General features: G+C 65.8%; 17 protein-coding genes and 1 pseudogene. 13 read left to right on the top strand and 5 right to left on the bottom strand.

The genetic code is table 11. The features are described from left to right. Positions 1 to 121 precede the first annotated feature (121 nt). Positions 122 to 1921, bottom strand: a complete 1800-nt coding sequence (locus BerOc1_RS03615; protein WP_071544336.1) for an SLC13 family permease — start codon at positions 1919 to 1921, stop codon at positions 122 to 124. A gap of 43 nt (positions 1922 to 1964) precedes the next feature. Then, on the bottom strand, positions 1965 to 2444 hold the full coding sequence (locus BerOc1_RS03610; protein ID WP_084641074.1) for a putative universal stress family protein: 480 nt from the start codon (positions 2442 to 2444) through the stop codon (positions 1965 to 1967). A 703-nt stretch (positions 2445 to 3147) separates the two neighbouring features. Here BerOc1_RS03610 and BerOc1_RS03605 point away from each other — a divergent pair. Then, positions 3148 to 5217, top strand: a complete 2070-nt coding sequence (locus tag BerOc1_RS03605; protein WP_071544334.1) for a S16 family serine protease — start codon at positions 3148 to 3150, stop codon at positions 5215 to 5217. A gap of 4 nt (positions 5218 to 5221) precedes the next feature. On the opposite strand, the gene BerOc1_RS03600 is transcribed toward BerOc1_RS03605, so the two are convergent. The 3 genes from BerOc1_RS03600 to BerOc1_RS03590 form a co-directional block, all read right to left on the bottom strand. Then, positions 5222 to 6553 carry a sigma-54-dependent transcriptional regulator gene (locus tag BerOc1_RS03600; RefSeq protein WP_071544333.1) on the bottom strand — a complete coding sequence of 444 codons (1332 nt, stop codon included), beginning with the start codon at positions 6551 to 6553 and terminating at the stop codon, positions 5222 to 5224. Beyond that, positions 6550 to 7962, bottom strand: coding sequence for a sensor histidine kinase (locus tag BerOc1_RS03595; RefSeq protein ID WP_084641041.1), 1413 nt, complete (start codon positions 7960 to 7962; stop codon positions 6550 to 6552). Before BerOc1_RS03595 ends, BerOc1_RS03600 begins: the two co-directional genes overlap by 4 nt. A 125-nt stretch (positions 7963 to 8087) precedes the next feature. Continuing rightward, the gene (locus BerOc1_RS03590; protein ID WP_071544331.1) at positions 8088 to 8759 is read right to left on the bottom strand and encodes a hypothetical protein; all 672 of its coding nucleotides are present in this window, start codon (positions 8757 to 8759) and stop codon (positions 8088 to 8090) included. Between the two features lie 256 nt (positions 8760 to 9015). On the opposite strand from BerOc1_RS03590, the gene BerOc1_RS03585 reads away from it, so the two are divergent. From BerOc1_RS03585 to BerOc1_RS03530, 12 genes and pseudogenes are all read left to right on the top strand, one after another. Beyond that, a complete protein-coding gene (locus BerOc1_RS03585) occupies positions 9016 to 9585 on the top strand; it encodes a TetR/AcrR family transcriptional regulator (RefSeq protein WP_071544330.1) in 570 nt (189 codons plus the stop codon). Positions 9586 to 9662: 77 nt separating this feature from the next. Next, positions 9663 to 10898 carry an HlyD family secretion protein gene (locus tag BerOc1_RS03580; protein ID WP_071544329.1) on the top strand — a complete coding sequence of 412 codons (1236 nt, stop codon included), beginning with the start codon at positions 9663 to 9665 and terminating at the stop codon, positions 10896 to 10898. Positions 10899 to 10900: 2 nt separating this feature from the next. After that, on the top strand, positions 10901 to 12475 hold the full coding sequence (locus BerOc1_RS03575; RefSeq protein ID WP_165610773.1) for a DHA2 family efflux MFS transporter permease subunit: 1575 nt from the start codon (positions 10901 to 10903) through the stop codon (positions 12473 to 12475). A 60-nt stretch (positions 12476 to 12535) separates the two neighbouring features. Next, complete coding sequence (gene ybaK / locus BerOc1_RS03570; RefSeq protein ID WP_071544328.1) at positions 12536 to 13000, top strand: Cys-tRNA(Pro) deacylase; 465 nt, start codon at positions 12536 to 12538, stop codon at positions 12998 to 13000. 127 nt (positions 13001 to 13127) lie between these two features. After that, a complete protein-coding gene (locus tag BerOc1_RS03565) occupies positions 13128 to 14741 on the top strand; it encodes an aldehyde dehydrogenase family protein (protein WP_071544327.1) in 1614 nt (537 codons plus the stop codon). Positions 14742 to 14995: 254 nt separating this feature from the next. Then, a complete protein-coding gene (locus tag BerOc1_RS03560; RefSeq protein WP_242652847.1) occupies positions 14996 to 15424 on the top strand; it encodes a PPC domain-containing DNA-binding protein in 429 nt (142 codons plus the stop codon). A 3-nt stretch (positions 15425 to 15427) separates the two neighbouring features. Continuing rightward, the gene (locus BerOc1_RS03555; protein WP_071544325.1) at positions 15428 to 16021 is read left to right on the top strand and encodes an ECF transporter S component; all 594 of its coding nucleotides are present in this window, start codon (positions 15428 to 15430) and stop codon (positions 16019 to 16021) included. 16 nt (positions 16022 to 16037) lie between these two features. Then, entirely contained in the window at positions 16038 to 16862 is an 825-nt protein-coding gene (locus BerOc1_RS03550) for an energy-coupling factor transporter transmembrane component T family protein (protein WP_071544324.1), read from the top strand. A 59-nt stretch (positions 16863 to 16921) separates the two neighbouring features. Continuing rightward, the gene (locus BerOc1_RS03545) at positions 16922 to 17746 is read left to right on the top strand and encodes an alpha/beta fold hydrolase (protein ID WP_071544323.1); all 825 of its coding nucleotides are present in this window, start codon (positions 16922 to 16924) and stop codon (positions 17744 to 17746) included. A gap of 3 nt (positions 17747 to 17749) precedes the next feature. After that, a pseudogene (locus BerOc1_RS19490) lies at positions 17750 to 18280 on the top strand (energy-coupling factor ABC transporter ATP-binding protein); the annotation flags it as partial. 323 nt (positions 18281 to 18603) lie between these two features. Then, the gene (locus tag BerOc1_RS03535; protein ID WP_071544321.1) at positions 18604 to 19425 is read left to right on the top strand and encodes an energy-coupling factor ABC transporter ATP-binding protein; all 822 of its coding nucleotides are present in this window, start codon (positions 18604 to 18606) and stop codon (positions 19423 to 19425) included. A 127-nt stretch (positions 19426 to 19552) separates the two neighbouring features. Then, positions 19553 to 21556, top strand: a complete 2004-nt coding sequence (locus tag BerOc1_RS03530) for a GNAT family N-acetyltransferase (protein ID WP_071544320.1) — start codon at positions 19553 to 19555, stop codon at positions 21554 to 21556. The last annotated feature ends 1 nt before the right edge of the window (position 21557 follow it).

Here is a 21557-nt window from a genome sequence, read left to right as displayed (position 1 = left end):
CGTCGTTGGGTCGAGGCGCAACGTCGTTGAAAAATCCTTGGCGGGCTGTGAGTTACAGTTCGTGGATCCTCAATTGCCACAAAAAGGGCGCCGGTAACGACTACCGGCGCCCCGTCGGCGATCAGTAGAATAGCATCAAGGCGGATATCATGACAACCATGTAAAGCACGGTCATCCCGGCCCCGCTTTTGACGTAGTCGATGGTGCGGTATCCGCCCGGGCGCATGATCAGCGCGTTGACCTGGTGGGTGGGCAGGACAAAGGTGTTGGACGCTGCCACGGCCACGGTCAGGGCGGCCACCCTGGGGTCCACGCCCGCGTTGAGCGCCATGTTCATGGACAGCGGGACCAGGAGCACGGTGGCGCCCACGTTGGAGGCCACCAGGGTGAAGAAGGAGGTCAGGATGCCGATGACGGTGAGCAGGACCAGGGCGGACGGCGTGCCCAGGGCGGCCATGATGGTGTCCGCGATGAACTTGGCCGCGCCGGTGTTCTCGAAGGCCATGCCCAGCGGAATGAGCCCGCCGAGCAGGAACACGGTCATCCAGTCCACGGACTGGTAGGCCTCGTCGATTGTCAGGACCTTGGTCAGGACCATGCCGAGCGCGCCGGTCAGAAGCGCGATGGACAGCTGCACGTGGAAGCCGAGGATCATGACCAGGGACACGGCCAGCCACATGAGCGCGATCTTGGCCTTGTCCGTGCGCAGCAGTTCGCCCTTGACCGTCTCGGTGAAGACCAGGTCGGGCAGTCCCTTGAGCATGTGGAACATCTCCCAGCGGCCGTGCAGGAGCAGGGCGTCGCCGGACTCGATGATGATGTCGGACAATCCGCTGACGAAGATCTTGTCGCCCCGGAAGATGGCCAGGGGAGAGACCTGGAACCGTTCGCGGATGCGCAGCTCGGCGATGGTCTTGCCCATGAACTCGGAGCGGGGGGTGACGATGCCCTCCATGATGCCCGCGTTGTTCGGGGACAGTTCCTCGGCGAAGGTGGTCAGTTCGGGCCGCAGCTCCCAGCCGAGGTCCTCGGCCATGTGCTCCACGAACTCCTGCGGGCCCACGACCACGATCTCGTCGCCCGGCCGGATGGTCTCGTCCGGCAGGGGGGCGAAGATGTGCTGCTTGCCGTTCTCGCGGCAGATGGCCACCAGGGTGCAGAAGTAGATGGGCCGCAGGTCCAGGGACTTGAGCGGGGCGTCGTTGGTCCAGTCCGCGGGCACGGCCAGCTCGAACAGGGAACCGACGTTGTTGTAGGTGCCGGTCAGGATCGAGGACATGGGGCCGGAGCTCTCCTCGTCGGACCGGGCGGGCAGGATGAACCGTCCGAGCAGGATGAAGTAGAGCAGCGCGGCGGCGATGAGCAGCAGGCCCACGGGGGTCACGCTGAACAGGCCGAACGCGTCGTACTTCTTGCCGCCCACGACCATCAGGTCGTTGAGCAGGATGAGCGGGCTGGACCCGACCAGGGTCAGGCAGCCGCCGATGATGGCGCAGAAGCCCATGGGCATGAGCAGGCGGCCGACGGGCACGCCGGTCTGGTTGCCGATGCGCTTGGCCGCGGGCAGGAACAGGGCCGCGGCCCCGATGTTCTGCATGAAGCCGGATATGATGGCCACGGTGCCCGCTATGAGCGTCATGATCCGCGATTCGCTCTTTCCGGCGAAGCGCAGGATGACTCGGGCCATGGAGTTCATGACGCCGGTCTTGTCCAGTCCGGCGCCGATGATGATGACGGCGATGATGGAAACGACGGCGTTGCTGCTCAGCCCGCTGATGGCCTGTTTCGGCGTGACCAGGCCAAGCAGGGGCAGAAGCACCATCATGATGATGCCGACCACGTCAACCCGGACCCATTCGAAGATGAAGAGGAGTACGGCGAATACGAGAACGGCCAGAACCGTTATGATCTCTGGGGTCATTGTGCGTCCTTGGGAAACGTGAGTTTTCTACGTTGCGGGCGTCTTATTTCGCCCGCAACGTAGCTCGGGTGTACACGGGGATGCTTCTCCTGTTCTTGCAGACGGCTGCGGAGTCGTCCATGACGTAACGGAAGCTCGGGTCCTTCTCATGCATGCGGGCGACGATGGCGTTCTCGTCCCCCTGCTGGATTTCGTGGCTGAAGGCCAGGCCCGCGTCGGCCGCCCTGGCGTTGAAGTATTCGATGTTGCGCTGCGCCTGGCTGCGGAACCCGTCGAAGTCCTTGCCCGATTCGTCGATGTTCAGGGCCACCAGGGAACTGCGGGTCTTGCAGGCCATGTCCACCGCGTAGTCCGCGATGCCACGGGAAAATTCCTGGCCCTTGCAGACGATGAGAATCTTGCACTGCTGCCTTTCATTGCAGACGCAATCGGCGGCGGCCGAAGCGGCTGCCGTGGCGGCGGCAGGTGCGGGGATGACGGTTTGGCTATGGTTTCCGGAGATACGCTTGAAAAAAGTCTTCATCGAAGAACCTCCCGATTTCTCCAATAAATGATTTTCATGGCAGACGACCCACGTGCCCACGCTGCATGTGTTACAGTTCGCCGCGGCCTGGGCCGCATAATGCTTGTCCACCATTCTCTTGACCGAATTGAAGAGGGCCATTTCTCAACTCCTTGCTGCAGGTTTGGAGATTGCTTTTCGCCCCTGTCTGCTGGCTTGTGAATCAAAACACATGCCAAGACGGTCATGTGTGTTAACGCCTTGAAAAATAATGATTAATGAAAAATCAAACCTTGTAGTGGCACTCAGTGTGATGCGATACGCAACGCTGACGCCTTGTTCTCGGGACGATGTATGGCTGTGTGGCGTGATTCTGCGGTTTTCGGTTGTGATGCAGTTTGCAACGGTGTGTCGTTCCGCCAAGAGAAACGATGATCGGGGTAACTAAAGGGCGAGGATAATCTCTGTGGGGGGGAATGCGGTGTTGTCCGGGGGGATATTTGAAAATCTGGTATAACGCATGGTTATGTCGCATTTTTGAAGAAGATGCGACGTGGAAAAAAGACGGGCCGGGCACGGTCGGGACGAAAAAGGCCGATGTTGCGCATTGCAACCTTAACAACTCCAAAATTGCGTGATAGATAACTATAATAGGGTAATATGACTTCAACGCTTGTGAAAAGGGGATGTATTTCCTTTAAGCAGGTCAGCAGGAGGCGACGCCATGGGTTGGTTCGGCAAACGAAGGTCTTCCATTCCCGGCGAAGTGGCGTCCGCACCGGTGGAAACGCCTGCGGCGCGGCCCTCGCCGCCCCCCACACCGGCTCACGACTCCCTGCGCGAGCAGGTCGAATCCGCCGGGCTGCCGCCGGAGATTCTGGACACCGCCCGGGCCGAATGCGAGCGCATGGACAACCTGGACCCGGCCTCGCCTGAGTACGCCATCAGTTTGAATTTTTTGGAAGTCATCCTCTCGCTGCCGTGGAACACGGCCACCCGCGACAATCTGGACATCATCCGGGCCGAGGAGGTCCTCGACGCCCGCCATTACGGATTGCAACGGGTCAAGGACCGCATCCTCGAGTTTCTGGCCGTCAAGAGCCTCTGCTCCCGGCGCAATCCGCGCATCCTGCTGGTGGACGACGAACTCATCGCCCGCGAGAACCTGACCATCGTTTTCCAGGCCGACGGCTACGAGGTGGAGGCCGTGGGCAACGGGCTCGAGGCGGTTGCGGCCATGGAGCGCGAACCGGCCAACATCGTGGTCTCGGACCTCAAGATGGAGGGTATGGACGGCATGGAGCTGCTCCAGGTCCTGCGCAAGCGGTGGCCCGACACCAAGGTCATCATGATCACCGGATATGCAACGGTGAAGACGGCCGTGGACGCCATGCGCCGGGGCGCGGACCAGTACCTGGGCAAGCCGGTCAACCTGACCAAGCTGCGCCGGCACGTGGCCGAATTGTGGGAGCAGAGTCTCCGGGCGCAGCACCTGCGGGGCTTCGTGCTCTGTTTCACCGGCCCTCCGGGCATGGGCAAGACCTCCATCGGCAAGGCCATCGCCGAGGCGCTGGGGCGCAAGTTCATGCGCCTGTCCCTGGCCGGGCTGCGCGACGAGGCCGAGCTGCGCGGGCACCGGCGGACCTACGTGGGAGCCATGCCCGGCCGGATCATCCAGGGCCTCCGCAAGGTCGGCACCCGCAACCCGGTGATCATGCTCGACGAGGTGGACAAGGCGGTCCAGGACTTTCAGGGCGACGCCGTCTCGGTCCTGCTCGAGATGCTCGACGCGGAGCAGAACTCCGCCTTCGTGGACCATTACCTCGGCCTGCCGTTCGACCTGTCGGCCGCCCTGTTCATCTGCACGGCCAACGGGGTGGAGCGCCTTCCGGCCCCGCTGCGCGACCGCCTCGAGGTCATCGAGTTCCCGAGCTACACGCCCGGGGAGAAGTTGCAGATTGCAACCCGCTACCTCATTCCCGAGGTCATGGCCCAACACGGGCTGGACGACAGGCTGGTGACCATTCCAGGCGAGACCGTGGCCCTGCTGATCAAGGGGTATGCCCGCGAATCCGGGTTGCGCAAGCTCCGGCAGCAGGTCGCCTCCCTGTGCCGCAAGCTGGCCAAGCGGGTTTTGTCCGAGGGGTTGGGCAAGGTGGTCGTGGACGAGGCCATGTTGCAGGAATTGCTCGGCGCGCCGCCGTACACCTCCACCCCTGCCCAGGCCAAGCCCCGGGTCGGCCTGGCCACCAGCCTGGTCTGGACCGAGATCGGCGGCGAGATCATCTTCATCGAGGCGGCCCGCATGCGCGGCTCCAAGCAGCTCATCCTGACCGGCTCTCTGGGCGAGGTCCTGCGCGAGTCGGCCCAGACCGCTCTGAGCTTCTGCCGCAGCCACGCGGACGGGTTCGGCATCGACCCGGAGTTCTACGCCGCCTCGGACATCCACGTGCACATCCCGGCGGGCGCGGTCTCCAAGGAGGGGCCGAGTGCGGGCGTGGCCATCACCATCGCGCTGCTCTCCCTGCTCACCGGACGGCCGGCGCGCCAGGACGTGGCTTCCACCGGCGAATTGTCGCTGCTCGGCGAGGTCCTGCCCGTGGGCGGCATCCGCGAGAAGCTCATGGCCGCCCGGAGCGCGGGCATACCCGTGGTCATCCTGCCGCAGGGGTGCGAGGCGGCAGTCAAATCCGTGGAGGACGAGGTGGTCGAGGGGCTGGACATCCGCTATGTCTCGACCATGGAGGAGGCTGCGGAGATCGCCCTGTGCGAGGCGGATGAGTCCGCCGGATAGTAACCTATTCCAGGTGGTAGCGCTTGATTTTGCGCCACAGGGAGACGCGGTCGATGCCCAGGATGCGCGCGGCCTGGGTCTTGTTCCCGGCCGATGAGGCCAGCACCTTTCTGATGTAGGATTTCTCCATGTCCTCCAGGGTGGCCAGCGGCGCCTTGGCCTCGGTCTCCGCGATCTCGGCGGGCAGCAGCTCGGGGGTGAAGGTCGTGCCCTGGCCCAGGGCCAGCGCCCGTTGGACGATGTTCTCCAGCTCGCGCACGTTGCCCGGGAACGGGTACGACATGAGGATGTCCAGGGTATCCTGGTCTATGGAGTTGATGGTCTGGCCCGGCTGGCGGTGCTTTTCCAGGAAATGGCCGATGAGGATGGGGATGTCCTCGCGGTGTTCGCGCAGGGGCGGGGCGTGCAGGGTGACCACGTTCAGGCGGTAGTAGAGGTCCTGGCGGAACTCGCCTTTCTCCACCAGCTCGTGCAGATCGCAGTTGGTGGCCGCGATGACCCGGATGTCCACCGGAATCTCCTTGGTCCCGCCCACGCGCAGAAAGTTGCGCTCCTGCAGCACCCGCAGCAGCTTGACCTGCATGTTCAGCGGCAGTTCGCCGATCTCGTCGAAGAATACCGTGCCCCCGTCGGCCGCCTCCAGGATGCCTTTCTGGCCCCGGTTGGCCCCGGTGAAGGCCTCCTTTTCATGGCCGAACAGCTCCTTGTCCATGAGCTCGGCCGTGAAGGTCCCGCAGTTGATGGCCATGAACCGCTCGCCCGACCGGGTGGAGAGCATGTGGATGCCCTGGGCCACCAGCTCCTTGCCGGTGCCGGTCTCGCCCTGGATGAGCACGTTGCAGTTCATCTGGGCCAACTGGCGGACGTCCTTCTTGAGCTGCACGAAGGCGTCGCTCTCGCCCACCAGAGGCAGGTCGCGCTTGCCCTGGGCGATGATCTCGCGCAGCCGCCGGACCTCCACGGACAGGGCGTGCTGCTCCAGGGCGCGCTCCACCTGCAGCCGCAGTTCGTCGAGCTTGAGCGGCTTGGCGATGTAGGAGTGCGCCCCCTTCTGCATGGCCTTGACCGCGTTGGCCACGGTGGCGTGGCCCGTGACCACGATGACGATGGTCAGGGGATGGTGGGCGCGGATGTGCTCGAGCAGCTGGATGCCGTCCATGCCGGGCAGCATCAGGTCGGTGATGACCAGGTCGAATTCCTTCTTGTCCAGCTCGCGCATGCCTTCCTCGGCCGAGGCGATGGCCGTGACCATGTACCCGCTCCCGGTCAGGACGTGGGTCAGGTTTTCGCGGGCGATGCGTTCGTCTTCAATGACCAGGATGGACGCGGCCGTCATGCGTTCTCCTCGGGCTCAAGGGGGAGTTTGATGATGAAGGAGGTCCCCTCGCCGGGGGCGGAGTCCACACGGATGGTGCCCCGGTGCTCCTCTATGATGCCGTAGACGATGTACAGGCCCAGGCCCGTGCCCTGGCCCACCTCCTTGGTGGAGAAGAACGGGTCGAAGATGCGCTGCAGGGTGTCCGGGGACATGCCCGGCCCGTTGTCGGAAATGGTCAGGACCTTGTGGTCCGTCTCCCGCGAGGTCTCGATCGTGATGGTTCCGTCCGCGTCGCCGATGGCCTGTATGGAGTTGATGATCAGGTTGAGCAGGGCCTCCTGGAAGCGTTGCCGGTCCAGGTACAGGGTCACGTCGTCCGGCACCCGGATGTCCACGCCGATGCGCGGCCCGAGCTGGCCCGAGACCAGGCGCACCGCGCTCTCCAGGACTTCCCTGAGATTGCACGGCGCGGGCGAGAAGTCCTTGTGCCGGGAGAATTCGAGCAGCCCCTTGACGATGTCGCGGGCACGCAGGGTTTCCTGGGTGATGTTGGCCATCATCTTGTCCGCGAACCGATCCTTGCCGCCGGTCTCCTCGGCCAGGATCTGGGCCGAGGTGGAGATGTTGTTCAGCGGGTTGTTCAGCTGGTGGGCGATGCCCGAGGCAAGCGTGCCAATGGACGAAAGCTTTTGCGCCTGGACCAGCTGGGTCTGGCGCTTCTTGAGCTCGTCGACCATGGAGTTGAGGGCCACGAAGACCTGCTGGATCTCGTCGCCGTCCTCGCGCACGGCCAGGGGCACGAAGGTCCCCTGGGCGATGCGCCGCGTGGCCGCCTGAACCTGGGTCAGCGGCCCGAGGATGGCCTTGGACACGAAGATCACCAGGGCCAGGACCACCAGGGCGACCACGCCCATGGAGATGAACAGGGTCATGCGCAGCCGCTGGTTGATGTTCAGGATGTTGTCGCGCTCCAGCTCGGCGATGGCCCTGGAGTGCTCCACCAGGTTCTGGCCGGTCTCGCGCAGGGCATGGGCGGCCGGGCTGTTCTCGCCGATGTCCCCGGCCGCGTTGCTGAACCGGGTGAGCAGTTCGCCGTAGCGCCGCATGCCCTGGTCCAGGTCGGCGCCGTGCGCCTCGCCGTGGAGCTTGGCGATCTCGCCGGACAGCTCGTCGAGGATGGTCCCGGCGCGGTTGAGGTTCTCGCGGCCCACGGAGAACAGGGAGCTGTCCTGGTAGAGGAAGAAGTTCTTTTCCTCGCGGCGGATTTCGAGAATCAGGTTGCGCAGATCGTCTGCCCGTTCCACCAGAAGGACCGCCTCCTGCAGCCTGTTCAGGTTGGACAGGGAGAGCAGGGCGATGCTGCCGAAGGCCAGGGTGAAGATGGCTATGCCGAGTATGATGGTATGTCTCAGATTGGGTCTGACCACGCCGCTTCCCTTCATCCGCATGATTTGCAAGTGTTTTCACACTATGCCGCGGACAGGGAAAAGGCAAGGGGACGGGGCCGGGCAAGCCCCCCCGGCCCTGGCGGGAAGCTGTTTCGCGGGGCGGATCAGATGACCATGTCGATGTGCTCGCCGGGCGGGACGTCGACCTGCGTTCCGGCCGCCGCTCCAGGCTCGGCCTCGGCCGGGGCCTGGGTTTGTGGCTGTTCCTCCTGCGCGGCGGCCTCGACGACAGGGACCTCGGGTGTCTCCGGGGTTTCGGCCTCATCTTCGGAAGGCGATTCCACGGCGTTGGCGGTCTCGGTGGCGTCCGCGGCGTCGGTCGGGACCTGGGCGGTCCGGTCCTGATCCCCGGCGATCTTCTTGTCCACCGCTTCCTCCATCTCGTCGGTGTTCTTCTCGACCTCTTCGCCTACCGCGTCCGAGACTTCGCCCTCGACCACGTCCTCGACCTTGCTCGCGGCCTCGTCGGCGGCCAGGATTCTCTTGGCGTAGTTGTCCATATCGGAGGGGGCGACCAATCCGCCTTGCTGCACCAGGGATTGGAGCTGGGTAGTGAACGTGTTCTCCATCTTGAGGGAGTCGAGCAGGCCGGTGGCGTATTTGGATTGCTGGTAGTCCTTGTCGAAGAAATTGGATGCCAGCATGTTGTTGGAAGTGATGCCGCTCAGGTCCACTCCGCCTCCCCCGGCGGGGGATGTCCCTTTGGCCTCGTCTTCACCGGGCTTCTTGCCGATGGTCAGAGCTATGCGCATGGTGTTGGTTTCGTCGATACGCACGGTATTCCCCTTGTTGTGTGAACATGCGTTCATGTCTTGTTTCGGCGAAGAGTTATGTTTCTTTAGGCCGAATGCGATAGAAACCGCCTCCCGGGCGACTTTTTTCTAGTACTCCGGGTCAGTCGTTGACAGTGCAACTAATTGGCGCGTAATCCATGCCTTTCAATACTGACCGGTCAGTACTGACCATGTCCGCGGGACCCCGGCCTGAAGCCGGGGCCTTCCGACGCCCATGCAGAACTAAGGAAGACAGGCGATGAAGGAAGACAGCGCAAAGGAACAACGCATCCTGGACACGGCGGCCGAGCTTTTTTCCCGGCAGCCCTTTCACAAGGTTCTCTTGAGCGACGTGGCCCGCGCGGCTGCGGTGGGCAAGGGGACCCTGTACCTCTATTTCAAGAGCAAGGACGACCTCTATTTCGCGGTCCTGTTCCGGGAGTTCTCCACCCTGATCGACTCCATGCGCCGCTTTCTGGACGAGAACGCCCTCGGCCCGGGCGAGCAGTTGGCCGGAGTGGTCCGCATCCTGGCCGAGCATTTCCATACCACCTCCTTCAACATGGAGTTGCTGGGTTCCGTGATCACCTGCCCGGTGACCGACGAGTGGAAACAGCTGCGCGCAGACCTCTGGGATCTGTTCGCGAGGATCATCCGGCGCGGCATCGACAAGGGCGTGTTCCGCGACGAGGCCCCGGACCTGACGGCCCGATACATCTCCGGACTGGTTCGGGCGGTCTGCCTGTTCGCGCCCGCGAACGCCGACCTGGATTCGGTTTGCCGCCACGCCAGCGGATTCGTCCTGCGCGGGCTCGCTCTGGAACGGTAAGGCGGCGGATGTCCGTTCCCGGTTCGGCCGGGACGCCGCGCCATAGGGTATTTCAAGTATTTTTTTGAGGGAAACCGATGAGTGACGATAACGCGAACAACAGCCCGGCCTCCAGGCTCAAGGGGCTGATCGCCAAGCGCAAGGGGCTGGGGTCCAGGAAGACCCTGCTCGTCCTGGGACCGGTGGTCCTGGTCCTGGCCGTGGCCCTGGGCTATCCCCTGTACCTGCGGATCATGACCCACGAATCCACGGACGACGCCTTTGTGGAGGCCCATGTGGTCTCCATGAGCCCGCGCGTGGCCGGGCACGTGGCCGAGGTGCCGGTGCACGACAACCAGTGGGTGGAAAAGGGCGACCTGCTGGTTCAGGTGGACCAGCGTACCTTCCAGGTGGCCCTGGACGTGGCCAAGGCGCGGCTGCAGTCCGCCGACGCGGCCATGCAGGAGGCCGAGGCCGAGGTTTCGGCCGCGCGCTCCCTGGTGGCCCAGCGCAACGCTGCCCTGTCCTCCAACCGTTCCGAACTGGCCCAGGCCAGGGCCGGGGTGGACGAATACGCAGCCGGGCACAGCCGCGACGAGAACGATTTCAAGCGCATGGACGAGATGGTCGAGGCCGGGGCCGTGTCCCGCCAGGAATACGACCACGCCCGCGCACAAGCCGCCGTGTCCAAGGCCAAGCTCTTGTCCGCCAGGAAGAAGATCGACACCCAGTCGGCCCAGATCCGCCAGGCCGTGGCCTCGGCCCAGGCCGCCGAGGACGAACTGCTCCAGGCCCAGGCCGTGGTCGACAAGCGCCGCGCCGAGGCCAACGAGGCCGAGGCCCAGGTCCGCCAGGCCGAGCTGGACCTGTCCTACACCCGGATCACCGCCCCGTGCGCCGGCTTCGTGACCAAGAAGTCCGTGGAGCCGGGGGCCTACGTCCAGGTGGGCCAGCAGCTCCTGTCCGTGGTCGGGCGCGACGTGTGGGTGGTGGCCAACTTCAAGGAGACCCAGATTTCCGGCATGAGGCCCGGCCAGCCCGTGGACATCGAGGTGGACGCCTATCCCGACGTGGTCTTCAAGGGGCGCGTGGACTCCATCCAGCGCGGCACCGGCTCCCGGTTCACCCTGCTGCCGCCCGAAAACGCCACCGGCAACTTCATCAAGGTGGTCCAGCGCGTGCCGGTGAAGATCGTCCTGGACCGGCGAAACGGCGGCAACGGCTATCTCCTGGCCCCGGGCATGTCCGTGATCCCGGACGTGGATCTGGCGGACCGGCCGGGGCATGACGGCCTGGCTGCGGCGGATCCCGGCCGCGCCACGGCGATGCAATAGCCATGAGCCTGTACAAGGACCCGGAGGAGATGACTCCGGCCGAACGGTGGACCATCGCAGCCACCGTGGTGTTCGGCGCGTTCATGGCGGTCATGGACACCAGCGTGGTCAACGTGTCCATGCCCCACATGATGGGCGGCTTCGGCTCGGACCTCTCGGCCATCACCTGGGTGGCCACCAGCTATTCCATCGCCGAGATCATCATGGTCACCATGTCCGGCTGGTGGTCCGCGCTGCTCGGGCGCAAGAACTACTATCTGGCCTCGTTCGCCCTGTTCACCATCGGCTCCATCCTGTGCGGCACGGCGACCTCCTTTTCCCAGATGATCATCTATCGGATTCTCCAGGGCATCGGCGGCGGGGCGCTCATCCCCGTGTCCCAGGCCATCCTGCGCGAGACCTTTCCCCCGGCACAGCAGGGCATGGCCATGGCCCTGTACGGCATGGGCGTGGTCCTGGCCCCGGCACTGGGCCCCATCTGCGGCGGCTGGCTGACCGACGCCTGGGGCTGGCCGTGGATATTCTACATCAACGTGCCCTTTTGCGCCGTGGGCGTGCTCCTGACCATGCGTTTCATCCATGACCCGCCGTACCTGCGCCGGGGCATCCGCTCCGTGGACTGGCTCGGCATCATCCTGCTGACCGTCTGTCTGACCGGCATGCAGGTGGTCCTGGAGCGGGGCAACGACGAGAACTGGTTCGAATCCTCCATGATCGTCTGGTGGACCGTTGCCTCGGCTGCGGCCCTGCTCGTGCTGATATTCTGGGAGCTGCGCAGCAGGGAGCCGGTGGTCAACTTCCGCGTGCTCAAGGACCGCAACCTGGTGCTCGGCTCGGTCATGGGGCTGGTCTTCGGCGTCTCCCTGTTCGGGACCACCTTCGTCCTGCCCCAGTTCACCCAGCGCATCCTCGGCTACCCGGCCTTCGAGTCAGGCCTGGTCCTCGCCCCCCGCGCCCTGGTCCTGCTCCTGTGCATGCCGCTGGCGGGCTGGGCCTTCCAGCGGGTCGGGGCCAAACCGCTGCTCATGACCGGCCTCGGGGTCATCGTCCTGGCCTACTACCAGCTCATGCAGCTCTCGACCACGGCCGGATTCCTGGACCTCGTCCCGCCCCTGATCGTCATGGGCATCGGCATGCCGTTTATGTTCGTGCCCCTGTCCACGGTCTCCCTGATGACCGTGGACAAGAGCCAGATGACGGACGCGTCCTCCATCTACACCCTGACCCGGCGGGTGGGGGGCAACATCGGCTACAGCCTGGCCGCCGTGCTGCTCGACCGGGGCGAGGCCATCCACCGCGTCTACCTGACCGAGCACGTCAGCCAGCTGAGCCGGACCACTCAGGAATACCTGGCCCGGACCATGGACGCCCTGCTGGCCAAGGGCGTGGGCACGGTCCACGCCACGCGTCTGGCTCTCGGCCTGCTCGAGCAGAAGGTCATGCGCCAGGCGACCATGATGGCCTACAACGACATTTCGTTCGTCTTCGGCTGCCTGTTCCTGCTGCTCATCCCGATGATCTTCCTCATGCCCGGCCGGGCGGCCATCCGGGCCGTGATCGGCGGCAGGCACAAGTGACCGCGCAACCCGGCCCCGCGCCCCTTGCGCGGGCCGGCTCCATCCGTTAGGTAACTGCCCATGACGCCAGCCATCAACGCGGCCAAGAAGGCCAAGATCAAGTACACGGTCCACGAATACGATCACGATCCCGCGGCTCCGTCCTTCGGGGTGGAGGCGGCGGAAAAGCTCGGCGTGCCCCCCGGGCGCGTTTTCAAGACCCTGGTGGTGGACGCGGGCGGCACCCTGGCCGTGGCCGTGGTCCCGGTCCTGCTCAAGCTCGATCTCAAGGCCATGGCCAAGGCCGTGGGAGCCAAGAAGGCGGCCATGGCCGAGGTCAAGGTGGTCGAGCGGACCACCGGCTATGTGGTCGGCGGGGTCTCTCCCCTGGGCCAGAAGAAGCGGCTGCCCACGGTCCTCGATGCGTCGGCCCAAGGGCTCGACAGCCTGTTCGTCAGCGGCGGGCGGCGCGGCCTGGACATCGAGCTCGCCCCGGCCGACCTGGCCGCCCTGACCCGGGCCTCCTTCGCGGCCATCGCCCGCTAGGAAGCCCCGGCGGGCCGGACGCTCCGGTTTTCGCCCCAAAAAGCGGTTGTCATCCGCGCGCGCCTTTCATATTGTGTCCATCCGGACATAATAACATGTCTCGGCAAACCTGGAAGTCAGAGACGTCATGAGCTCACCAAACACGTTATTCCCCGAAGAATCCGCCATCCCCGAACCGTTCCGCATCGACACCCCGCTGGAGGTCTCCGAGTACCTGCTCGACGGCCGCATCGAACAGTGGGGGGGCGAGACGCAGCGGGTCGACTCCGCCATAGAGACCGCCGTGGACGGCGTGTACGCCCCCAAGCACATCGGGTCCTGCCCGGATATGGACGAAGCGGCCGGAGCGGCCGCCGTGGCCTCCACCCGGGGGGCCTGGGACAACGGCATGGGATTGTGGCCGACCATGTCCGTGGCCGGGCGCATCAAGCATGTGGAGGACTTTACCCACCGCATGATCGAGGTGCGCGACGAGATCGTCCGCCTCATGTGCTGGGAGATCGGCAAGCCGTACAAGGAGTGCTGCGTGGAGTTCGACCGGACCATCGAATACGTCCGCGACACCATCGACGCCCTCAAGGAACTGGATCGGACCTCGTCGCGCTTCGTCATCGAGTCCGGCATCTACGCCCAGGTCCGGCGCGCGCCGCTCGGGCCGACCCTGTGCATGGGGCCGTACAACTACCCCCTGAACGAGACGTTCGCCACGCTCATCCCGGCCCTGCTCATGGGCAACCCGGTGATCATCAAGCCGCCCAGGCACGGCAAGCTGCTTTTCGCGCCGCTCATGGAGGCGTTCCGCGACTGCTTCCCGGCGGGCGTGGTCAACCTGATCTTCGGCAACCGCAGGCTGGTCAAGCCCATCCTCGAATCCGGGGTCGTCAACGTCCTGGCCTTCATCGGCTCCAGCGAGGCGGCCAACGCCATGCGCCTGCTGCATCCCAGCCCCAACCGGCTGCGCTGCATCCTCGGCCTGGGGGCCAAGAACGCGGCCGTGGTCATGGAGTCCGCCGACATGGACCTGGCCGTGTCCGAGGCCGTGTCCGGCAGCCTGTCCTTCAGCGGCCAGCGGTGCACGGCGCTCAAGATTCTTTTTGTCCACGAGAACGTGGTGGACGAGTTCATCCGCCGCTTCAACGAGGGGCTCAAGAACATGCCCATCGGCATGCCCTGGGTCGACGGCGTGCGCATCACGCCCCTGCCCGAGCCGGGCAAGATCCAGTACCTGACCGACCTGGTGGCCGACGCCGAGGCGCACGGCGCCAAGGTGGTCAACCCCGGCGGCGGGGCAGTGGACCGGTCCCTGTTCCATCCCGCCGTGCTCTATCCGGTGAACGGGCAGATGAAGGTCTACCACGAGGAACAGTTCGGCCCGGTGGTGCCCATCGTGCCGTTCAAGGACGTGGAAACCCCCATCCGCTACATCATCGAGTCCCGCTACGGCCAGCAGATGTCCATCTTCAGCGACGACGCGGCCGAGGTCGCCTCCCTGGTGGACCCCATGGTCAACCAGGTTTGCCGGGTCAACGTCAACTGCCTGTGCCAGCGCGGGCCGGACGTCTTTCCGTTCACCGGGCGCAAGGACTCGGCCGAGGGCACCCTGTCCGTGGGCGACGCCCTGCGCTGCTTCTCCATCCGCACCCTGGTGGCGGCCAAGGGCACCCCGCGCAACAAGGCCCTGCTCTCGGACATCGCCCGTAACCACAAGTCCAATTTCCTGAGCACGGACTTCATCATGTAGCCGGCCGCCCGGCCGGACAACGCCATAAGAGTGAAGAGGCTTGGGAGGGGGTCCTTCCAAGCCTCTTTTTTTTCGGTTTCCCGTCCATTCACGGATCGTCCGGGTGGTTATGCCTTGGGGGGAGAGGCGCAGTGTCAAATTCCAAATAGACAAAATATATTGACAGGATTCGACGGTGCAATAGTAAGTGATGGATACACGGTACCGCCGGGCTTTGCCGGGTCGGACCATGAAACCGTTTCGAGGGGGCAGTGATGGAACACGCGCCAACCATGACCGCGGTGGCGGCGCGACTGACTCCGGGGCAGGACCTGCTCGCGGAGCTGGAGCGGCTGTTCGCGGAGAGCGGGGCCGGGGCGGGCTGCGTCCTCGCCTGCGTGGGCAGCCTGACCACGGCGGTCATCCGGTACGCCGACCGGCCGGAGTCGGCCACCCTCACGGGACATTTCGAGATCGTTTCGCTGACCGGCGTGCTTTCGCCGGACGGGGCGCACTGCCACATCGCCGTTTCCGACGGCGAGGGCGGGACCAGCGGCGGGCACCTGATGGAGGGCTGCCGGGTATACACCACGGCGGAGATCGTGCTCGGCCTGCTGCCGGGCGTGCGCTTCTCGCGGCCGTTCGACCCGCAAACCGGGTACCCGGAGCTGGCCGTGGAAACCATGCAACCGGAGGAGGAGTAGGGTATGAGCATTTCCGAGCAATTGAAGAAGGAATTCAGCACGTTCACTTTCGTGCTGATCGCCGTGGCCATCGTCCTGAACATCGTGGTGGGGCAGCTCGTCTCCCTGCTCAAGCTGCCGGTCTTCCTCGATTCCATCGGCACGGTCCTGGTCGGCGTGCTGGCCGGTCCGTGGGCGGGCGGCCTGGCCGGCCTTCTGACCAACCTCATCTGGGGCGTGATCTCCTCGCCCGTGGCCGCCGCGTTCGCTCCCGTGGCCATGGTCATCGGCATCGCGGCCGGGCTGTGCGCCCGGTACGGCCTGTTCCGCACCTGGTGGCTGGCCATTGTAAGCGGCGTGATCATCACCGTGTTCAACTCCATCGTGGCCGTGCCCATCCGGCTGTACATGTTCGGCGGCATCACCGGCTCGGGCGCGGATTTCTTCACCGCCTACATGCTCGCCCTGGGCAACGACCTGTTCGGCTCGGTGGTGGTCATGGTCTTCACCTCGAACCTCCTGGACAAGGTGGTCACGGCCCTGATCGCCTGGGGCGTGGTCAAGGCCATGCCCGGTCGGACCACGGCCCGGTTCCCGGGCGTGCGGTCGGTCTCCTGACCGGGCCGCTTCGTCCATGAAGGGCACCTCCCCGGGCATGACCCTCTTTGTCGAGGGCCGTTCCTTCGTCCACGCGCTCAACCCGCTGACCAAGCTGGCCTGGGTCCTGCTGGCCGGGGCCCTGGCCTACGGCGCGCCCGTGCCCTCGTCCGCGCCCGAGGCCCGCTGGCTGGTCTGCGCCGCGCTCCTGGCCCTGGACGGCTGCCTGCTGCTCTCGGCCGGGGCCGCGCCCAGGGCGTGGGGGCTCGTCTGGCGGATCATGTTCCCGCTCGCGCTTTTCATGCTTCCCATCCATGGGCTGCTCTATCCTGGCAATCGCACGGTGGTCTGGGCCTGGCAGGGGATCACCGTCCACCGTGAGGGGCTCGTCTTTGCCATGACCGTCCTGCTCCAGGTGGCCGTGCTTCTGTCCGCTTCCCTGCTCTTTGTCCTGTGCACCCATCCGGCGGACATGGTCACGGCCGTGACCCGGGCCGGGGGGGCGCCCAAGCTGGCCTTCCTGGTGGGCAGCCCGCTGCTCATGCTCCCGGCCATGCGGGCGCGCGCGGCCACGGTCCAGGCGGCCCAGCGGGCGCGCGGCCTGGATTCCGAGGGCAACATATTCAAACGCGCGAAGGGGCTCGTCCCCCTGGTCAAGCCGTTCCTGCTCGGCGCGATCATGGACATCGAACAGCGCGCCGTGGCCCTCGAGGTGCGCGGTTTCAACTCGCGCTCTCCCCGGACGGCCTGGCGGGAGGTGGCCGATTCTCCGGCCCAGCGGTGGGCCCGCCGGGCCATGCTGGCCGTCTGCCTGGGCGTGGCCGTGTACTGGATTGTTGTAAAAACGGGGCTCGGCGCATAGGCTGACCGGAAACGGTCTTCACCAGGCCCGCCCGCCGGGCGAAGCACGAAAAGGAACCCATGTCCGACACCGATTGGAACCTGCGACAGACCTTCACCTTCCAGGGACGGGAGGTGGCCTGCGACGTGATGGGGCGGGGGGAGCCCCTGGTCCTGGTCCACGGTACGCCCTGGTCCTCGTTCAACCTGCGCCACCTGGCCCGGGGCCTGGCCGATTCCTTTCGGGTCCACCTGTTCGACCTGCTCGGCTACGGCCAGTCGGACAAGTCGGACAACGACGTCTCCCTGGGCGTGCAGAACCGGCTCCTGACCGCACTGATCGGGTTCTGGGGGCTGGAGAATCCGTTCGTCGTCGGGCACGACTTCGGCGGCACCACCGTCCTGCGCGCCCACCTGCTGGACAAGACGGATTTCAGGAAGATCGCGCTCATCGATCCGGTGGCCGTGTCACCCTGGGGCTCGCCGTTCTTCCGCCATGTCCGGGAGCACGAGGCGGCCTTTGCCGGGCTGCCCGACTACATCCATGAGGCGGTGGTCAGGGCCTACGTGGGGTCCGCCGCCTTTTCCCCCCTGCCCGAAGAGACCCTGGCCTGCATCGTCGCTCCGTGGGCGGGCGCGCGGGGCAGGGCTGCCTTCTACCGGCAGATGGCCCAGGCCGACAGCCGGTACACGGACGAGGTCCAGGACTTGTATCCGTCCATACAACGGCCCGTGCTCATCCTGTGGGGCAGGGAGGATACCTGGATTCCGCCTGAAAAGGGCCGCCTGCTCAATCGGATGATCCCCGGCTCGACCCTGGTGGAGCTGCCCGGAACCGGACACCTGGTTATCGAGGAACAGCCGGACGCCCTGGTGCGCGAGATCAAGACCTTTTTCCATCATTGAGCCATGGCGCACATTTCACTCGACAATCTGACCTACACCTACCCGGCGGCCAAGAAGCCCGCGCTGGACGGCATCACCCTCGACATCGAGGAGGGGACGTTCACGGCCATCGTCGGCCGCAACAACGCGGGCAAGACCTCCCTGTGCTACGCCCTGGCCGGGGTCATTCCGCACCTCTACGGCGGGGACATGGCCGGGCGGGTGCTGGTGGACGGCCTGGACACGCGCGAGTCGGACGTGGCCGACCTGGGCCTGCGCGTGGGGCTGGTCATGCAGAATCCGGCCAGCCAGTTTTCGGGGGCGCGCTTCACCGTGTTCGAGGAGGTCGCCTTCGGCCTGGAGAACCGGGGCGTGGAACGCGACCTCATGGCCGAGCGCGTGGAGCGTGCCCTGCGGCTGGCCGGGATAGGGGATCTGGGCACCCGGTCGCCCGCGCACCTGTCAGGCGGCCAGCAGCAGAAGGTCGCCCTGGCCTCGGTTCTGGTCAGCGATCCCGACGTCCTGGTCCTGGACGAGTCGACCACCTTTCTCGACCCGAGCGGCGCGGTCCGGGTCTTCGAGACCCTGGACGGGCTGTGCCGCGAGGGGCGTACCGTGATCCTGGCCGAGCACCGCCTGGAGTGGATCGCCCGGTTCGCGGACCGGGTCGTGGTCCTGGATCACGGGCGCGTGGCCCTGGACGGCCCGCCCGCGGAGGTCCTGGCCTCGCCCGAATTGTCCCGCACAGGCCTGCCCGGCAACCGCTACACCGAGGTGGCCCGGCTGGCCCGGGAGCTCCGGATGTGGGATAAGGGCCGCGCCCTGGCCGTCACCCTGGAACAGGCCGTGACCGGGCTTGAGGCCGGGGGGGAGCGCTGATGCCGACCGAACTGCGCGGCGTGACCTTCGCCTATCCCGACGGAACCGAGGCCCTACGCGACGTGTCCCTGTCCATCGAAGCCGGGGAGCGCATCGCCCTGGTGGGGCGCAACGGCTCGGGCAAGTCCACCCTGGCCCGCCACCTGAACGGGCTGCTGCGTCCGTCCTCGGGCGAGGTGCTGTTTGACGGCGAGCCCGCGGCGGACCTGTCCGTGGCCGAGTTGGCGGGCAAGGCGGCCCTGCTCTTCCAGAACCCGGACGATCAGATATGCAAGGGGCGGGTGGCCGACGAGGTCGCCTTCGGCCCGCGCAACCTCGGTTTTTCGCCCGCGCGCACAGCCAAACTCGTGGCCGAGTCCCTGGCCCTGTTCGGCCTGGACGGACGGGAGGAGGCCAACCCCTACGACCTGGGGCTGTCCGAGCGCAAGCGGCTGGCGCTGGCCTCGGTGGCGGCCATGGACACGCCCCTGCTGGTCCTGGACGAGCCCACGGCAGGGCTGGACGCCTTCGAGGCCGGGCTGCTGGCCTCGGCCCTGGACGGACTCAGCGGGCAGGGCAGGGCGGTGCTACTTATCAGCCACGATATGGATTTCGTGGCCGAGAACTGCGAGCGGGCGGTCAGCCTGGAGTCCGGACGGTTGCGTTTCGACGGCCCGGTTACCGAACTGTTCACCCGCGACGACCTGCTCGCATCCTGCGGCCTGCTCCCGTGCCAGGTGGCCCGGCTCAGCGCCTGTTTCAAGCTCAGGCCGGACCGGTTCACGCCCGGTGCGTTCCTGGCCTCCCTGCGCTCCGGCCGGGCCGGGACCGGCAGGGGATAGGCCGTTGCGAAAAAGGTGCGCCGCACCCACGCGTTTTCTGTTTACCTCCCCGAAAACCGGGTATATGGGAGTGCCATTCTCGGGCGCATGATCGCGGCCCGGGTGGCCTGCAACTTCGGGAGGCTTCATGAGCCTTGCGTGCGAGACGCCAGCCGTCTCCTTTCCCTCCTCCTCGGTCCGCCCGGCGACCCTGGACGACCTGCCTCTATTCGAGGCCTGCGAGCGGACCGGCTTCAGCGAGAACCGGCGCGCCTCAAAGGCCAGCCTGCGCCACAGCATCACCAGCCCGTCCCAGCTGGCCCTGGTCATCGAGGGCAGGGCCCGGCGCAAGAAGCCGGTTCCGGCCGGATGCGCCGTGGTCTTCCAGTACAAGCGGTCCCTGCGCGTCTACTCCCTGGCCATCCTCAAGGAGCACCGCATGCTCGGCCTGGGCGAGGCCCTGGTCCGGCACATCGTGGAGTTCGCCGCCAGCCACGGGTACGAGCGCGTCACCCTGGAAGCGGACATGAACAACCCCAAGCTGGTCAACTGGTACCGCAAGTTCGGCTTCGAGCCGGTGCGCTCCCTGCCCGACTACTACGGCCCGGCCGAGCCCGCCGTGCGCATGGTCCTGTCCCAGCTGAGCCGCGACGGCTCGCCCGAGAGCGTGGTCATCGTGGTGGACGAGCCGGGCCGGGTCCGGGACTGCTGCCCGGGCGTGCAGTTCTGCTCGGCCACCGATTATCTGGCGGACACCAACTACGCCGGGTCCAACCGGTTCCACGTCCTGAACCTGTGCACCTCGTACAAGACCCACTCCATGGGCTACTACGTCTCCCTGCTGGCCTCGGCCCGCAACCACCGCGTGACCCCGTCGGTCATGACCGTGAAGGACGTGACCACGCCCCTGGTGGCCCAGTCCCTGCTCGACGAGATCAAGGACGCCATCCACCCCAGGCCGCTGCCGGAAAAGGGCGCACTCCTGGAGCTGACCATCATCCTCGGGCGCACCCCGGACCCGTGTCGGGCCGAGCTGGCCCGCAAGCTCTTTTCCCTGTTCGCCATCCCGTTCTTCACTATCGTCATGGAGCGGCTCGACGACGGCTGGAAGTTCCGCAAGGTCAAGCTCCTGCACCTCAGGCAGGTGGCCCGGCAGTGGCCCGAACTGCTGCGCACGTCGCTCGAGGCCTTCTGCCTGAAGAAGCGCTACAACCGGCCCCGGCTGAAGAGCTACCAGTACGACCTGGCCATCCTGGCCGACGCGACGGAACCCACGCCGCCGTCCAGCCCCATGGCCCTGGAAAAGTTCCGCAAGGCCGCAGAAAAGGTCGGCTTCTTCGTGGAGTTCATCACCAAGGCGGACCACCGGCGCATCTGCGAGTTCGACGCCCTGTTCATCCGCGAGACCACGGCCATGGACAACCACACCTACGCCATGTCCCGGCACGCCTACACCGAGGGGCTGGTGGTCGTGGACGACCCGTGGTCCATCATGCTGTGCTCCAACAAGGTCTATCTCCAGGAGCGGCTGGCCCATGCCGGGGCCAACCAGCCGCGCGGCTGGCACCTGACGCGCAAGGAGTGCACCCCGAAGTTCCTGAACAGCCTGCCCCTGCCCCTGGTCCTGAAGCTGCCCGAGAGTTCCTTTTCCCTGGGCGTGTTCCGGGTTTCCTCGGTGGAGGAGCTGGGCGACAAGCTGGTCGACATGTTCAAGCACACGGACCTGGTCATCGCCCAGGAGTTCCTGGTCTCGGACTTCGACTGGCGGGTGGGGCTGCTCGACAACAAGCCGCTGTTCGCCTGCAAGTACTACATGGCCAACAACCACTGGCAGATCTACAACTGGCAGGAGAGCGAGGACCAGGACGGCGACGGCTTCAGCGGGCGGTCCGAGACCATACCCGTGGACGAGGTCCCGCCCCACATCCTCAAGGCGGCCATCCAGGCCTCGTCGCTCATCGGCAACGGCCTCTACGGGGTGGACCTCAAGGACATGGGCGGCAAGGCCTACGTCATCGAGGTCAACGACAACCCCAACGTGGACGCGGGCATTGAGGACCTGGTCCTGGGCGACGAACTGTACGAGCGCATCATGCGTTCCATCCACAACCGCATCGAGGCCGAGCGGCACCAGGTGCGCTACATCTATTGAG

The sequence above is a fragment of the Pseudodesulfovibrio hydrargyri genome, assembly GCF_001874525.1.
Lineage (GTDB): Bacteria > Desulfobacterota > Desulfovibrionia > Desulfovibrionales > Desulfovibrionaceae > Pseudodesulfovibrio > Pseudodesulfovibrio hydrargyri.
The sequence above is the reverse complement of the archived record's forward strand: the minus strand, read 5'-3'. Positions and strand labels throughout refer to the sequence as shown.

Bases quoted from the DNA above. Each gene is read 5' to 3' on its own strand.
- ybaK (WP_071544328.1), top strand. From the start codon at position 12,536: ATGACGCCAGCCATCAACGCGGCCAAGAAGGCCAAGATCAAGTACACG.
- BerOc1_RS03530 (WP_071544320.1), top strand. From the start codon at position 19,553: ATGAGCCTTGCGTGCGAGACGCCAGCCGTCTCCTTTCCCTCCTCCTCG.
- BerOc1_RS03605 (WP_071544334.1), top strand. From the start codon at position 3,148: ATGGGTTGGTTCGGCAAACGAAGGTCTTCCATTCCCGGCGAAGTGGCG.
- BerOc1_RS03545 (WP_071544323.1), top strand. From the start codon at position 16,922: ATGTCCGACACCGATTGGAACCTGCGACAGACCTTCACCTTCCAGGGA.
- BerOc1_RS03575 (WP_165610773.1), top strand. From the start codon at position 10,901: ATGAGCCTGTACAAGGACCCGGAGGAGATGACTCCGGCCGAACGGTGG.
- BerOc1_RS03615 (WP_071544336.1), bottom strand. From the start codon at position 1,921: ATGACCCCAGAGATCATAACGGTTCTGGCCGTTCTCGTATTCGCCGTA.
- BerOc1_RS03560 (WP_242652847.1), top strand. From the start codon at position 14,996: ATGGAACACGCGCCAACCATGACCGCGGTGGCGGCGCGACTGACTCCG.
- BerOc1_RS03610 (WP_084641074.1), bottom strand. From the start codon at position 2,444: ATGAAGACTTTTTTCAAGCGTATCTCCGGAAACCATAGCCAAACCGTC.
- BerOc1_RS03565 (WP_071544327.1), top strand. From the start codon at position 13,128: ATGAGCTCACCAAACACGTTATTCCCCGAAGAATCCGCCATCCCCGAA.
- BerOc1_RS03535 (WP_071544321.1), top strand. From the start codon at position 18,604: ATGCCGACCGAACTGCGCGGCGTGACCTTCGCCTATCCCGACGGAACC.
- BerOc1_RS03600 (WP_071544333.1), bottom strand. From the start codon at position 6,553: ATGACGGCCGCGTCCATCCTGGTCATTGAAGACGAACGCATCGCCCGC.
- BerOc1_RS03555 (WP_071544325.1), top strand. From the start codon at position 15,428: ATGAGCATTTCCGAGCAATTGAAGAAGGAATTCAGCACGTTCACTTTC.
- BerOc1_RS03585 (WP_071544330.1), top strand. From the start codon at position 9,016: ATGAAGGAAGACAGCGCAAAGGAACAACGCATCCTGGACACGGCGGCC.
- BerOc1_RS03580 (WP_071544329.1), top strand. From the start codon at position 9,663: ATGAGTGACGATAACGCGAACAACAGCCCGGCCTCCAGGCTCAAGGGG.
- BerOc1_RS03550 (WP_071544324.1), top strand. From the start codon at position 16,038: ATGAAGGGCACCTCCCCGGGCATGACCCTCTTTGTCGAGGGCCGTTCC.